15 protein-coding genes and 1 riboswitch are annotated in these 12,753 nt (G+C 63.6%); of the genes, 8 read left to right on the top strand and 7 right to left on the bottom strand.

The window, feature by feature from the left end:
* Positions 1-54: 54 nt before the first annotated feature.
* A riboswitch (FMN riboswitch) is annotated at positions 55-213 on the bottom strand.
* 425 nt (positions 214-638) lie between these two features.
* A complete protein-coding gene (locus tag V1289_RS31840) occupies positions 639-1,139 on the top strand; it encodes a YbjN domain-containing protein (RefSeq protein WP_074279000.1) in 501 nt (166 codons plus the stop codon).
* Between the two features lie 225 nt (positions 1,140-1,364).
* Positions 1,365-2,129: a pyrroline-5-carboxylate reductase gene (gene proC, locus V1289_RS31835; RefSeq protein ID WP_334407757.1), complete on the top strand. Its 765-nt coding sequence runs from the start codon at positions 1,365-1,367 to the stop codon at positions 2,127-2,129.
* 196 nt (positions 2,130-2,325) lie between these two features.
* Here proC and V1289_RS31830 read toward each other — a convergent pair whose 3' ends face one another.
* The 5 genes from V1289_RS31830 to V1289_RS31810 form a co-directional block, all read right to left on the bottom strand.
* Complete coding sequence (locus V1289_RS31830; RefSeq protein WP_334401911.1) at positions 2,326-2,721, bottom strand: thioesterase family protein; 396 nt, start codon at positions 2,719-2,721, stop codon at positions 2,326-2,328.
* A 160-nt stretch (positions 2,722-2,881) separates the two neighbouring features.
* Complete coding sequence (locus tag V1289_RS31825) at positions 2,882-3,085, bottom strand: tautomerase family protein (RefSeq protein ID WP_025590867.1); 204 nt, start codon at positions 3,083-3,085, stop codon at positions 2,882-2,884.
* Between the two features lie 127 nt (positions 3,086-3,212).
* Positions 3,213-4,829, bottom strand: coding sequence for a histidine--tRNA ligase (hisS, locus tag V1289_RS31820; RefSeq protein WP_442896207.1), 1,617 nt, complete (start codon positions 4,827-4,829; stop codon positions 3,213-3,215).
* A 104-nt stretch (positions 4,830-4,933) separates the two neighbouring features.
* On the bottom strand, positions 4,934-6,010 hold the full coding sequence (locus V1289_RS31815) for a branched-chain amino acid aminotransferase (RefSeq protein WP_334401907.1): 1,077 nt from the start codon (positions 6,008-6,010) through the stop codon (positions 4,934-4,936).
* 68 nt (positions 6,011-6,078) lie between these two features.
* Entirely contained in the window at positions 6,079-6,237 is a 159-nt protein-coding gene (locus V1289_RS31810) for a hypothetical protein (RefSeq protein WP_309182574.1), read from the bottom strand.
* Between the two features lie 102 nt (positions 6,238-6,339).
* Here V1289_RS31810 and V1289_RS31805 point away from each other — a divergent pair, with 102 nt between their 5' ends.
* The 3 genes from V1289_RS31805 (at position 6,340) to V1289_RS31795 (ending at position 9,126) form a co-directional block, all read left to right on the top strand.
* Positions 6,340-6,888 (top strand): MarR family winged helix-turn-helix transcriptional regulator, encoded by a 549-nt coding sequence (locus V1289_RS31805; RefSeq protein ID WP_074278995.1) that lies wholly within the window; start codon positions 6,340-6,342, stop codon positions 6,886-6,888.
* A gap of 14 nt (positions 6,889-6,902) precedes the next feature.
* Complete coding sequence (locus tag V1289_RS31800) at positions 6,903-7,625, top strand: response regulator transcription factor (protein ID WP_334407756.1); 723 nt, start codon at positions 6,903-6,905, stop codon at positions 7,623-7,625.
* Between the two features lie 115 nt (positions 7,626-7,740).
* On the top strand, positions 7,741-9,126 hold the full coding sequence (locus V1289_RS31795; RefSeq protein ID WP_334401903.1) for an ATP-binding protein: 1,386 nt from the start codon (positions 7,741-7,743) through the stop codon (positions 9,124-9,126).
* Positions 9,127-9,290: 164 nt separating this feature from the next.
* Here V1289_RS31795 and V1289_RS31790 read toward each other — a convergent pair whose 3' ends face one another.
* Together V1289_RS31790 and V1289_RS31785 are read right to left on the bottom strand one after the other, a co-directional pair.
* Positions 9,291-9,842, bottom strand: a complete 552-nt coding sequence (locus tag V1289_RS31790) for a DUF3617 domain-containing protein (protein ID WP_334407755.1) — start codon at positions 9,840-9,842, stop codon at positions 9,291-9,293.
* 110 nt (positions 9,843-9,952) lie between these two features.
* Positions 9,953-10,243, bottom strand: a complete 291-nt coding sequence (locus V1289_RS31785) for a hypothetical protein (protein WP_334401901.1) — start codon at positions 10,241-10,243, stop codon at positions 9,953-9,955.
* A 164-nt stretch (positions 10,244-10,407) separates the two neighbouring features.
* On the opposite strand from V1289_RS31785, the gene V1289_RS31780 reads away from it, so the two are divergent.
* The 3 genes from V1289_RS31780 (at position 10,408) to V1289_RS31770 (ending at position 12,686) form a co-directional block, all read left to right on the top strand.
* The gene (locus V1289_RS31780) at positions 10,408-10,866 is read left to right on the top strand and encodes a hypothetical protein (protein ID WP_334401899.1); all 459 of its coding nucleotides are present in this window, start codon (positions 10,408-10,410) and stop codon (positions 10,864-10,866) included.
* Between the two features lie 125 nt (positions 10,867-10,991).
* Positions 10,992-11,693 carry a ribonuclease T2 gene (locus V1289_RS31775; RefSeq protein ID WP_334401897.1) on the top strand — a complete coding sequence of 234 codons (702 nt, stop codon included), beginning with the start codon at positions 10,992-10,994 and terminating at the stop codon, positions 11,691-11,693.
* Positions 11,694-11,825: 132 nt separating this feature from the next.
* Positions 11,826-12,686 (top strand): 23S rRNA (adenine(2030)-N(6))-methyltransferase RlmJ, encoded by an 861-nt coding sequence (locus V1289_RS31770; protein WP_334401895.1) that lies wholly within the window; start codon positions 11,826-11,828, stop codon positions 12,684-12,686.
* Positions 12,687-12,753 lie beyond the last annotated feature (67 nt).

Here is a 12,753-nt window from a genome sequence, read left to right as displayed (position 1 = left end):
CCAGAATCAGGGCACACGGAACGAAACAGCCACGCGCGAAAGCGCGGCTGCCGCAACCGTTCTCTTTCATCCGGACTTTAACCGTCGGCTTCGGATTCACACCGAATCTGCTGACCCTTTTTCTCTGGTTTCGCAGAGAAGAAGGCGCTCGCGGGCTTGGGCAACGTCACCCTTACCGCCGGTGGGGATTTTCACCCCGCCCTGAGAACATCGGCTGCCCGGCTGGGCAACCTGCCCGGATTATGTCGAACCGGAGCTGTGCCAGCAAGAACCTTCACTATGGGTAATCCGCATGTGCCCATGACGCCAGAGCGAAACTGGGCGATACTCCAGACGGCCTTTGGCCGGAAAAATTAACGATTAAGGCGGGAACCAACGCGCTGAGCCGGCCTGAGCACAATCCGATTCCGGTTTGTTCTCATGACAAGAGTCAACGCACGCGATCAACTGTGGACGAGCGCCGCTTTCGTTGTGGACGGACTCGGGGTGCGGTTGCGCGGATTCCGCAAATCACATCACTTCATCCCGGCAGGCCTCGGGGGGACCCAGGGGATTGCAGCCGGCAGCAGCGCATCGTTTGGCGCGTTCCGGCGCCGTGTGCGTATCAACAGATTTAAAAGAACAAGGGTCGAGACGGCATGTCCCTCCTCGAAGGCATAATTGATTCCCGGACCAATCCGCTCGCGGTCGTCGAGGATATCGCCGCCAATAACAACTGGGCGTTCGAGCGTTCCGGCGAAGACGAGGTGACCATCGTCTCCAAGGGCGACTGGACCGATTACCAGCTCTCCTTCACCTGGATGGCCGAGATCGAAGCGCTGCATCTGGCCTGCGCCTTCGACATGAAGATTCCGGCCGCGCGGCGACCCGAAGTGCAACGGCTGATCGCCGCGATCAACGAGCAATTATGGGTCGGACATTTCGACATCTGGACCCACACCGGCATGATCATGTACCGGCAGGCGCTGCTGCTGCCGGGCGGGCTCACCGCCTCGGCCGCGCAATGCGAGAGCATGCTGGTCGGCGCCATCCACGCCAGCGAGCGCTACTACCCGGCGTTCCAGTTCGTGGTCTGGGCCGGCAAGACGGCGCAGGAAGCCATGAGTGCGGCGATGTTCGACACCGAGGGCGAGGCGTAGGGCGTTTCTTTCCTCCGTCGTCCCGGCGTAGGCCGGGACCCATACGCCGTGACGTCAAGGCTTTAAGCAAACTGCTTGTCGCCCGCCTTTCGCCTTACTAGAACCGCCTGTGGTTATGGGTCCCGGCCTTCGCCGGGACGACGACCATATTTGTGGTGACATTTGAAAAACAGTAGCGCCTTGCAAAACGCTCACGGCACCATCGCCCTTGCCGGCGCAGGAAAAATGGGCGGCGCGATGCTGACCGGCTGGCTGGCGCAGGGTCTCGATCCCAAACGCGTGGTGGTGATCGAGCCGCATCCGTCGGCCGAGATCAACGCGCTGGCCGCCGAGGGCGTTCGCCTCAATCCGTCAGCCAAGCAGGTCGGCGAAGTCGACACGCTGGTGGTCGCGGTGAAACCGCAGTCGTTCCGCGAGGCCGGCGCCGCGCTGAAACCATTCACGGGACCGTCGACGCTGGTGGTTTCGATCATGGCGGGCACGACTATCGCGTCGCTCGAAGCGGTCTGCGGCGGCAGCGTGGTTCGCGCCATGCCGAACACGCCGGCCGCGATCGGCCGTGGCATCACGGTCGCGGTCGCGGCCAAAAAGGTCAGCGCCGCACAGCGCGCGATCGCCGACGCCTTGTTGCGCGCCACCGGATCGGTCGAATGGGTCGCCAAGGAAAGCCTGATGGACGCGGTGACGGCGGTGTCCGGTTCGGGCCCGGCCTATGTGTTCCTGCTCGCGGAGGAACTGGCGCGCGCCGGCGTCGAGGCCGGCCTGCCGGCCGAGCTCGCCACCAAACTGGCGCGCGAAACCGTCGCCGGCTCCGGCGAGTTGCTGCACCGCTCGGACCTGGCGTCGGCCACGCTGCGCCAGAACGTGACATCCCCCGGCGGCACCACGGCGGCGGCGCTCGACGTGCTGATGGGACCAAACGGGCTGCACCCGCTCTTGACGCGCGCGGTGGCCGCGGCGACGCAGCGTTCGAAGGATCTGGCGAAGTAGCAGCACACTCCGACGTCATCCCTGCGTAACGGCTTCGCCGAACCTCATCCTGAGGAGCTTGCGAAGCAAGCGTCTCGAAGGATGGACGCAACACACGGACTCGCGGCCATCCTTCGAGACGCGGCGAAGACGCCGCTCCTCAGGATGAGGTCCGAGATAGCTTCACAGCCTCTCAGGATGACGTTTGAGCAAGCCGCTATTTCGCCCCAAGCCGCTTGTTGAACGCCTCGACATTGACGAGGCCGCGGGCATGGCGGCCGTCGCCGATCTTGCGCTCGCCCTCAAAGGCCTCGACCTCGAAGCGGATCACGCGGCGCTCCACCGCGATCACTTTTGCTGTGGTCCGCACCGTGGCGCCGACCAGCGAGGCGCCGAGATGACGGATATTGACTTCGGTGCCGACCGTGACCCAGCCCGGCGCAAGAAACCTGCGGATGGCGTCACCGGACGCCATCTCCATTTCCAGGATCATCATCGGCGTCGCGTAGACCATCGGCATATCAGGCACGAAATGCCCGACGGTGCGCTCGACCGGCACGACCAGCGTTCGCTCGGCGCTCATGCCAATCTTGATGACGTCGCGTGCGTCCATGATGATCCCGATGCGCAAACACACTCCCCTGTCGTCCGGGCCTCGAGCCGGGACCCATACCGCGTGATGCCAATGTTGCGCGATGCTGGAGCTACGCCCACGCTAACAACAGGCATTGGTGGTTATGGGTCCCCGCCTTTGCGGGGACGACGAGGGGAAATTACTTCTTCGCCGCCGCCGCGCGCTCAACAAACGTCTTGCCGCCCTTCATCTTGTGCGCCAGCGGGGCTTCGTTGATCTGGATCACGACCGCATCGGCATCGACGCCGAGGTTTTTCACCAGCGCCTGGGTGATGTCGCGCATCATGCCGGCCTTCTGCTCGTCGGTGCGGCCGGCGGCCATGCTCACGGTAATCTCAGGCATTGTTGGTCTCCTCGTTCTCGTTTCTTTTTCGTCATGGCCGGGCTTATCCCGGCCATCCACGATGTCCCGCATCAAACAAGACGTGGGTGCCCGGCACAAGGCCGGGCATGACGCGCTGAATGAATAGCTATCCCCACTTCACGTCATGGCGGGCCAGCACTTCGCGCACCTTGGCGATGATCTCACCCTCGGCGCAGGAAAACTGCGCCGGACGGGTCTCCCGCCATTCCTGGTTGGAGGCGATCGCGGCGGCCGCTTTGGCGCCCTCGATCAGATCCTTGATCTGGATTTCACCGCGCGCCTTTTCATCGGAGCCCTGGATGATGACGCAAGGAGAATTGCGGCGGTCGGCATATTTGAGCTGGTTGCCCATGTTCTTGGGGTTGCCGAGATAGAGTTCGGCGCGGATGTTCGCGTTGCGCAGCTGTGCGACCATCTTCTGGTAGTCCGCGACGCGGTCGCGGTCGAACACGGTGACCACGACAGGCCCGAAGTCCGGCGTGGTGTCGAGCTTGCCGAGCATCGTCAGCGCGGCCTGCAGCCGCGACACGCCGATCGAAAATCCGGTCGCCGGCACCGGCTCGCCGCGGAAGCGCGAGACGAGACCGTCATAGCGCCCGCCGCCGCCGACCGAACCGAAGCGCACGGGGCGGCCCTTTTCGTCTTTGGTTTCGAGCGTGAGTTCAACTTCGTAGACCGGGCCGGTGTAGTATTCGAGGCCGCGCACGACAGAAGGATCGACACGAATTTGATCCTCTCCATAACCGGACGCCGTAACCAGCTTCCTTATTTCTTCTAACTCGGCGCGGCCTTCCTGACCAACTTTGCTATCGCGCAAACGAATATCGATCTGCGCATCTTTCTCTTCGGCATCATCTACCTGCTCGACAATGCTGGTAATCAAAACGATGTCAGCGCGGCTAAGTCCGGCACCTTTCGTGAAGTCGCCGGACTCGTCCTTGCGACCTTCACCAAGCAACTGCTGAACTCCGGATATGCCAAGCCGATCCAGCTTGTCGATCGCGCGCATCACAGTCAGCCACTGACCGTCATCGGCAATGCCGAGCGCGTCTCGCACCCCATCAAGCACCTTGCGGTTGTTCACCTTCACCACATAGCTGCCGCGCGGAATGCCCAGCGCTTCCATCGTATCCGCCGCCATCATGCACATCTCGGCGTCGGCCGCCGGTGACGCTGAACCCACCGTATCGGCATCGAACTGCATGAACTGGCGGAAGCGGCCGGGGCCGGGCTTTTCGTTGCGGTAGACGTAGCCGGCGCGGTAGCTGCGATAGGGTTTTGGCAGCGCCTCAAAATTCTCGGCGACATAGCGCGCCAGCGGTGCGGTCAGATCGTAGCGCAGCGAGATCCACTGCTCGTCATCGTCCTGGAACGAGAACACGCCCTCGTTCGGCCGGTCCTGGTCGGGCAGGAATTTGCCGAGCGCGTCGGTGAACTCCATCGCCGGCGTTTCCACCGGCTCGAAGCCGTAGCGCTCATAGACCTCGCGGATTTTCTCGACCATCTGCCGGGTGGCGGCAATGGCGGCGGGGCCACGGTCTTCCAGCCCGCGGGGCAGGCGGGCGCGGAGTTTTTGCGGTTTTTTGAGTTTGTCGGCCATGGGCGGGTGGTACCAGCCGAGGCGCGATGCGGCAACCGGGGCGGCCGCGCCCCCTCTCCCGCGCTTGCGGGGGAGGGCTGGGGTGGGGGCGACGCGAGCGCCGGTGTTTGCGATAGGCCGGATAGACCCTTGCGGTTAGACCGGCATGATTCCCGACAGTTTATACCCGCTGAAACACCCCCACCCCGGCCCTCCCCCGCAAGCGGGAGAGGGAGAAGGAGCACCGGTCACAGCACCTTTCTGATCCAGTCGTGCGGGTCGGCCGCGCGACCGTACTGGATGTCGACCAGCTTCTTGCGCATCCCCATGGCCACGGGGCCGGCAGCACCCCCGCTGATGAGAAAATCGCCGCTCGCCGAACACACCTTGCCGATCGGCGAGATGACGGCCGCCGTGCCGCAGGCAAAGGCCTCTTTCAGCTTTCCGCTGGCGGCATCCGTGCGCCACTGGTCGATCGTGTAGGTCTCCTCGCGCACGCGGGTGCCGGAATCCCTCGCGAGCGCGATAATCGAATCGCGGGTGATGCCCGGCAGGATCGTGCCGAGCGGCGGCGTCGAGAGCGAACCGTCTTCGAACACGAAGAAGACGTTCATGCCGCCGAGTTCCTCGATGTAGCGGCGCTCGACCGCATCGAGGAAAACGACCTGGTCGCAGCCGTGATCGATGGCCTCGGCCTGCGCACGCAGGCTCGCGGCGTAATTGCCGCCGCATTTGACGGCGCCGGTGCCGCCGATCGCGGCGCGCGTGTAGTTCTCCGACACCCAGATCGACACCGGCGCAGGTCCGCCCTTGAAATAGGAGCCGACCGGCGAGGCGATGACGGCGAAGATGTATTCCGCTGATGGCTTCACGCCGAGGAAGACCTCGCTCGCGATCATGAAGGGCCGCAAATAGAGACTGCCCTCGCCGCCTGGAATCCAGGCGCGGTCGATGCGCACGAGCTGCTCGACCGCCTCGATGAACACAGCCTCGGGCAGCGGCGCCATGGCCATGCGCTCAGCCGAATTGTGGAAGCGCCGGGCATTGGCGTCAGGGCGGAACAGGTTCACGCCGTTGTCGCGCTTGTAGGCCTTGAGGCCTTCGAAAATCTCCTGCGCGTAGTGCAGGACGGCTGTGGCCGGATCGAGCGGGAAATTCGCGCGGGATTCGACGCGCGCGCCATGCCAGCCCTTCGCCTGATTGTAGCGGACCACGGCCATGTGATCGGTGAAGACACGGCCGAAGCCCGGGTCCACGAGCCGTGCCGCGCGTTCCTTCTCAGGAGTCGGATTCGCCGCAGGCTGGATTTCGAAGTTCAAACTCATTTTCTTGCTTTCCGCTGTCGAAACCGGCGCGATTGCTGGCGCCGGCCTGTCTCTCCGGGCCTGCCGGCTTAATAGGTCTGGACTTCACCACCACCAGCCTTGCGGCCGGCTTCCATCGTCAACAGGTCGCAGACGACATGCTTTTGCGGAATGCCGAAGTCCAGTATGTTTGTCGAAATGCCGCTCGACAATCGCACGGTGGTCAAATTCGCGGCCCAAACCGCCATTGCTGGGTCTTTCCGGCCGCCTTAGATGTCATCACGATCGAAACGATCTAATATTTCGTCGCTGCTGGTAGTTTTGTAACATTGAACCCAAGATATGTCAACATGACTGACATAAATTTTTCAGGCCCGGCCGGAGCACCCGATTCGAAGGGTGTGGAGGGGGCTGGCGCGCATTCCCGCGACCTGCGCTGGGACATCATCGAGCTGTTGTTCTTCGCCTACCGGGATTTTGTCGGCGACGCCGACCATGAGCTGGAGGCTTTCGGCTTCGGCCGCGCCCATCACCGGGTGATGCATTTCGTCCATCGCTATCCGGGCCTGAAGGTCGCCGACCTCCTCGACGTGCTCCGCATCACCAAGCAGTCGCTCGGCCGGGTGCTCAAGCAACTGCTCGATGAAGGCTATATCGTGCAGAAGACCGGCAATAACGACCGGCGGCAGCGCCTTCTTTACGCCACGGCGAAAGGTGAGGCGTTGGTGGGCAAGCTCGCCGGCCTGCAGACCGATCGCATCAACCGGGCCGTCGCCGATATCGATCCGGCTGGCGTGGAAACCGTGCGCCAGTTCCTGCGCGCGATGATCGATCGCGACGATCCCGACAAGGTGCTGGAAACGATCTTCGGCAGCGGCAGCAAGAAACCAAGGGAGTGATCGTGGCCCAGGGGCTGACAAACGCCGCAACAACGGCGGGGGCGCCGCTGCAGCCAGCCGACGACGCCCCGCATCTGCTGCTGGTCGACGACGACCGCCGCATCCGCGACCTGTTGTCGCGCTTTCTCTGCGGCGAAGGCTATCGCGTCACCACGGCCGCAAGCGCCAACGACGCACGCGCCAAACTGCTCGGCCTGCATTTCGATCTGCTGATCCTCGACGTGATGATGCCCGGCGAAACCGGGTTCGATCTGGCGCGGTTTATTCGCACCTCGTCCTCGGTGCCGATCATCATGCTGACGGCGCGCCACGAGGCCGAAGCCCGCATCGAGGGCCTGCAGATCGGCGCCGACGACTACGTCGCCAAGCCATTCGAGCCGCGCGAACTGGTGTTGCGGATCGGCAATATTCTAAAGCGCACCGCGCCGCCGCCGGTGGAGACGCTGGAGCAGGTCGCGTTCGGTCCCTACGTGTTTCATCTCGAACGCGGCGAACTGCGCCAGGGCGAGGAGATCATTCACCTGACCGACCGCGAGCGCGAAATGCTGCGCATTCTTGCGGCAGTCCCCGGCGACACCGTGCCGCGTGCCGCGCTGACGGGCGGCGGCACCGTCAACGAGCGCGCCGTCGACGTGCAGATCAACCGTCTGCGGCGCAAGATCGAGAAAGATCCCGCCAATCCCTTGTTCCTGCAGGCGGTGCGCGGCATCGGCTATCGCCTGGTCGCGTCCCCATAGAGGCTTTTGTTTTGACGCATTTGCTGCCGCAGATAAGTCTACGCAATCTGCGTCAACTTGATTGCTATCCGAACCGGTATCCACTTCGCTCGAAAACGCTATAGAGTCAGCCAGCATGAGCACGCTCGACACCGGCCTGACCCTGATCCGCAACGCGTCGCAGCGCGTCTCCGCGGTCAATGGCTGGATGGGCAACGCGTTCAAGGGCTGGATGCCGTCGGGGCTCTATGCCCGCGCACTGCTGATCATGATCGTGCCGATGGTGATCCTGCAGACGGTGGTGGCGTTCGTGTTCATGGAGCGGCACTGGAACACGGTGACGCGGCGACTGTCGGCCGCGGTGGTGCACGACGTCGCCGGCCTGATCGACGTTTACAAGGGTTACCCGCAGGACAAGGACCGCGCGCAGTTGCGCCGCATCGCGCAGCGGATGCAGCTGGTGGTCGATTTTCTCCCGGTCGGCGACATGCCGCCGCCCGGCCCGAAACCGTTCTTCTCGCTGCTCGACCAGACGCTGTCGGTGCAGCTCGGCCGCCAGATCGGCAGGCCGTTCTGGATCGATACCGTCGGCAATTCCAATCTGGTCGAAATCCGGATCCAGCTCGACGACGCCGTGATGCGGGTGTTCGCGCAGCGCAGCTCCGCCTATGCCTCGAATTCGGAGATCTTCATCTTCTGGATGCTGGGCACTTCCTCGATCCTCCTGATCGTCTCGGTGCTGTTCCTGCGCAACCAGATCAAGCCGATCCTGCGGCTGGCCGATGCCGCCGAAAGTTTCGGCAAGGGCCGCGAGGCGCCGAACTTCCGGCCCCGCGGCGCGCGCGAAGTGCGCCGCGCGGCGCAAGCATTCCTGGAAATGAAAGCGCGCATCGAGCGCTCGATCGAGCAGCGCACCGCGATGCTGGCCGGCGTCAGCCACGATTTGCGCACCATCCTGACCCGCTTCAAGCTCGAACTCGTCCTGATCGGCGACAGTCCCGAGGTCGACGGCATGCGCCGGGACGTCGACGAGATGTCCGGCATGCTCGAGGATTATCTCGCGTTTGCGCGCGGCGACAGCGGCGAGATTGCGCAGCCGACCGACATGACGCTGGCGCTGGAAGAATTGCGCAGCGACGCCGAGCGCAACGGCCACACCGCGACGGTGGCGTTCCGCGGCCTGCCGGTGGTGACGGTGAAGCCGGCCTCGTTCAAGCGCTGCCTTGCCAATCTCGTCTCCAATGCTGCAAGGCATGCCAACACGATTTCAATCACCGGCCTGCGCGACCACCGTTACCTGACGGTGACGATCGACGACGACGGACCGGGCATTCCGGCGGACATGCGCGAGGAAGTGTTCAAGCCGTTTCTGCGGCTCGACGATGCCCGCAACCAGGACGAGGGCGGCACCGGCTTAGGCCTTGCGATCGCCCGCGACATCGCGCGCTCGCATGGCGGCGACATCATGCTCGGCGACAGCCCGATGGGCGGCCTGCGGGCGGCGGTGCGGATACCGGTTTAAATCGATTTGCAGCTCGGTGGCCTCATCCTTCGAGACGCGCGAAGACGCGCTCATCAGGATGAGGACCTCAGTCCCTCATGGTGAGGAGCGCAGCAAAGCTGCGCGTCTCCGGACGATGCTTCGCATCGCCTTGAGAACCATGAGGCCCGGACACGTGAACGACGCTACTTCGGCAGCTGCGGGATCTGCTTCGGCATCATGGCCTTCAGCTTTTCCATATCCTTGACGTTCATCTTGAGGCCGCCGGGCATCACGATATCGCCGGGCTTCTGGTCGGCCTTGCAGGCGCCGAGCCACTTCGCCTCGATCGACGTCGTTGAGTCGCGCGTTCCGGCGGGACCGCCCGCGCTGTGCGAGGTCGACTTCACGGTATAGGCGGAATTGAAGTCGCCGATGATTTCGGAATGCGAGGTGATCGACATGCCGGCGATGCCGCAGACGGAATCGCTGACATAGCCGGTCGCGGTCTTCTGGATATCCTGCTTGGAGCACATCTCCTTCGCCATCGGCGAGGCCGCAGTGCTCATGTCCTTGTCGGTGGTCTCGTCGGTGCAGTGCTGCATCGTCATTTCCGGCATCGGGGATCCCGTGTGCAGCACCTTCATTTCCCACAGGCCGGCCTTGCGGACCGGCAGGTCCACCGCGCGGGCATCGCCCGCCGACAGCAGCGTCAGCAGGCCAAGGGCCGAACCAAATGAAACAAGCTGCCGCGTCATCGCCCGCAGTCCCGGCTGATTTTTCCTGCGCATGATCCTTTCGGAAGACCGGTTCTTACGTTGCGCCAAGGCGGCCCTCCGGGTCCGGATCATGCTCCAGGCGAAGCGCCTCAGTAGAGCGAGCGCAGCGGCCGCGCATTGGCGCCATAGGGCACCCAGCGGCAGGCGAACGAAATGTAGCCGCCGGGCTGCGGATCGACCGCGAGGAATTTCACCACCTTGCCGTAATAGGCGCAGTGATCGACCGCGAGCTGGCGGGCGTCGACCTGGGTCGCCATCGAAAAGGCAATGATGCCGCCGGTATCGTTGCCCTTGAACGGCGGCACCCAGTCGGCCCGCGCCGGCGCGCCCGTCAATATTCCGCAGATCGCAACCAGGCTCGCCGCCGTGATGATTCGCATTGCAAACTCCATTCGCTCCGCCGCACCTTAAAGCCCCTCGGCGGCCGTGAAAAGAACGCGTGGCGGCCGGCGTGCGGAGTCTGTCCAGGTGTTGCCGCGTTGCACTTGACCTTGTCCGTGCTTCACGGCACCGTCCCCTCCGTTGGATCATCGGCGGATTCCCCATGCGCAACCTGTTCACCTCCCTGAAAACACTCGGCATTGGCGCCGCGTTCGCGCTGCTGGCCTTCGGCCATGCGGCTGAGGCCGCCAACCCGATGGAGCTGAATTTCGGGCTGTTCGGGCCGAAGTATGACGGGCGCGTTGCGGAATGCGAGAAGGCGCTGGGGACCATCACCTCGCAATTCCACGAGAAAGAAAGCACCTTCTGGAACTCCCCGCTGACCATCACCTCCTATGGTCGGATCCATGAAATCGCGTTCCGGCCCTGGCAATCCGACAATATTCCGCGCCGTTATTGCAGCGCCGACGTCATGACCAGCGACGGCAGGCTGCGCACGGTGCATTACTCGATCATCGAGGACGGCGGCTTTGCCGGTTTCGGCCAGGGCGTCGAATGGTGCGTCACCGGACTTGATCGCAACTGGGCCTATAATCCCGGGTGCAAGTCCGCCCGGCCCTGATTCCAGCCTGAATTCTGCCGACAGACGCGGCCGGCCCGATCGTTTTTCGGGCCCGCTGGTATTTTGTTCTTGAAATGTTCCGGTTCCCTGCTAGGCTCGGGGGCAGTCGAGTAGGGGGTGCTGTGATGTTCCGACCGGCCATGATTTCGCGATTTCTCATTTCCCTTGTCATTTTCTCCCTTGTCATCTTCGTCGGCGTCTTCGGCGGGACGGCATCCGCCCAGGACCGCCGGCAAAACGCGCCCGGCGAATTCGATTTTTACGTGCTGTCGCTGTCGTGGTCGCCGTCGTTCTGCGAGGAAGCCTCCGAACGCGGCAATAGCGGGCGCTCGCAGGCGCAGTGCGGCGGCCGGCCGTTCTCCTTCGTGGTGCACGGCCTGTGGCCGCAATATGAGCGCGGCTTTCCCGAATATTGCGAGCGGCCCTCGCCGCGGCTGGAGCGCAATATCATGACCTCGATGCTGGATTTGATGCCGGCGCCCGGGCTGATCTTCAACGAATGGGACAAGCACGGCACCTGTTCGGGACTGGGCGCGCGGGCCTATTTCGAAACCATCCGCAAGGCCCGCGCGGCGGTGAAAATCCCCGAGGAATTCCTGCAATTGTCGGAACCGAAGACGATTGCGCCCGACGATCTCGAAGCGGCCTTCATCAAGGTCAATCCGGGACTGAGCAGTTCGGCGATCTCGGTGACCTGCAACCGCCAGCGCCTCAGCGAAGTACGGATTTGCCTGAACCGGGATCTGCAATTCCGCTCCTGCGAGGAAATCGACCGCCGCGCCTGCCGCCGCGACCAGGTGCTGATGCCGCCGCTGCGGGGCGGCTGAAATCCCCTCCATCGTCATGCCCACGTCTTGCTTTGGCGTGCCTGCCAAAGACGTGGATGGCCGGGACAAGCCCGGCCATGACGAGTAGAGAAGACGCTAGCGTCTTCTCCAAATTGGTCAGCCGATCCCCAAATGAACTACCGACACGCCTTCCACGCCGGCGGCTTCGCCGACGTCATCAAGCACATCGTGCTGGTGCGTATCCTGACCTATCTGCAGGAAAAGCCGGCCGCCTTTCGCGTCATCGACACCCATGCGGGCGCCGGGATCTACGATCTCGGTGGCGATGAGGCGCGCCGCAGCGGCGAATGGCTGATCGGCATCGCCCGGGTGATGCAGGCGCGGTTCTCCGAAAAGGCCCTGCCGCTGGTTACGCCCTATCTCGATATCGTCCGGGCCTTCAATCCGAAAGCCGACTTGAAAGCCTATCCCGGGTCGCCGCTGATCGCGCGCGCCATGCTGCGGCCGCAGGACCGCCTCACCGCCTGCGAAATCGAGCCGAATGCCCGCAAGCAATTGGTCGGCGCGCTGCGCCGCGACACCCAGGCGCGGGTGGTCGATCTCGATGGCTGGACCGCATTGCCGGCCTTCGTCCCCCCCAACGAGCGCCGTGGCCTGGTCCTGATCGATCCGTCGTTTGAGCAAAAGGACGAGTTCGAACGGCTGGCCGACGGATTTACCGAAGCCTACGAAAAATGGCCGACCGGCAGCTATCTGCTGTGGTACCCGGTCAAGAGCCGGCGCATCACCGACGGCCTTGCGCGCCACGTCGCCGGCGTGGCTGAAACCAGCAAGCCGGCCGGAAAATGCCTGCGGCTGGAGTTCAGCGTCGCGCCGCAGGAGCCCGGCGGGCCGCTGACTTCCACAGGTCTCCTGATCGTCAATCCGCCGTGGACGTTGGCGGGCGAGTTGAAGACCATTTTGCCCGAGCTGGAAAAGCCGCTTGGCCAGGGCGGCGCCGGCCGGTTCAGGCTCGAGACCCCCAAACCCTAGGTACCTCCAATGGGTTGAAAATTGCGATTGAGTCGTAGTCAATTTACGCGAAACCGTATTATGCTCA

This window comes from Bradyrhizobium sp. AZCC 2289, from assembly GCF_036924615.1.
GTDB lineage: Bacteria > Pseudomonadota > Alphaproteobacteria > Rhizobiales > Xanthobacteraceae > Bradyrhizobium.
This window is presented reverse-complemented; position numbering and strand designations above follow the sequence as displayed.

Bases quoted from the DNA above. Each gene is read 5' to 3' on its own strand.
- V1289_RS31810 (WP_309182574.1), bottom strand. From the start codon at position 6,237: ATGGCGGTTTGGGCCGCGAATTTGACCACCGTGCGATTGTCGAGCGGC.
- V1289_RS31825 (WP_025590867.1), bottom strand. From the start codon at position 3,085: ATGCCTGAGATTACCGTGAGCATGGCCGCCGGCCGCACCGACGAGCAG.
- V1289_RS31830 (WP_334401911.1), bottom strand. From the start codon at position 2,721: ATGGACGCACGCGACGTCATCAAGATTGGCATGAGCGCCGAGCGAACG.
- V1289_RS31840 (WP_074279000.1), top strand. From the start codon at position 639: ATGTCCCTCCTCGAAGGCATAATTGATTCCCGGACCAATCCGCTCGCG.
- V1289_RS31790 (WP_334407755.1), bottom strand. From the start codon at position 9,842: ATGACGCGGCAGCTTGTTTCATTTGGTTCGGCCCTTGGCCTGCTGACG.
- V1289_RS31775 (WP_334401897.1), top strand. From the start codon at position 10,992: ATGTTCCGACCGGCCATGATTTCGCGATTTCTCATTTCCCTTGTCATT.
- V1289_RS31815 (WP_334401907.1), bottom strand. From the start codon at position 6,010: ATGAGTTTGAACTTCGAAATCCAGCCTGCGGCGAATCCGACTCCTGAG.
- V1289_RS31805 (WP_074278995.1), top strand. From the start codon at position 6,340: ATGACTGACATAAATTTTTCAGGCCCGGCCGGAGCACCCGATTCGAAG.
- V1289_RS31780 (WP_334401899.1), top strand. From the start codon at position 10,408: ATGCGCAACCTGTTCACCTCCCTGAAAACACTCGGCATTGGCGCCGCG.
- V1289_RS31785 (WP_334401901.1), bottom strand. From the start codon at position 10,243: ATGCGAATCATCACGGCGGCGAGCCTGGTTGCGATCTGCGGAATATTG.
- proC (WP_334407757.1), top strand. From the start codon at position 1,365: ATGGGCGGCGCGATGCTGACCGGCTGGCTGGCGCAGGGTCTCGATCCC.
- V1289_RS31770 (WP_334401895.1), top strand. From the start codon at position 11,826: ATGAACTACCGACACGCCTTCCACGCCGGCGGCTTCGCCGACGTCATC.
- V1289_RS31795 (WP_334401903.1), top strand. From the start codon at position 7,741: ATGAGCACGCTCGACACCGGCCTGACCCTGATCCGCAACGCGTCGCAG.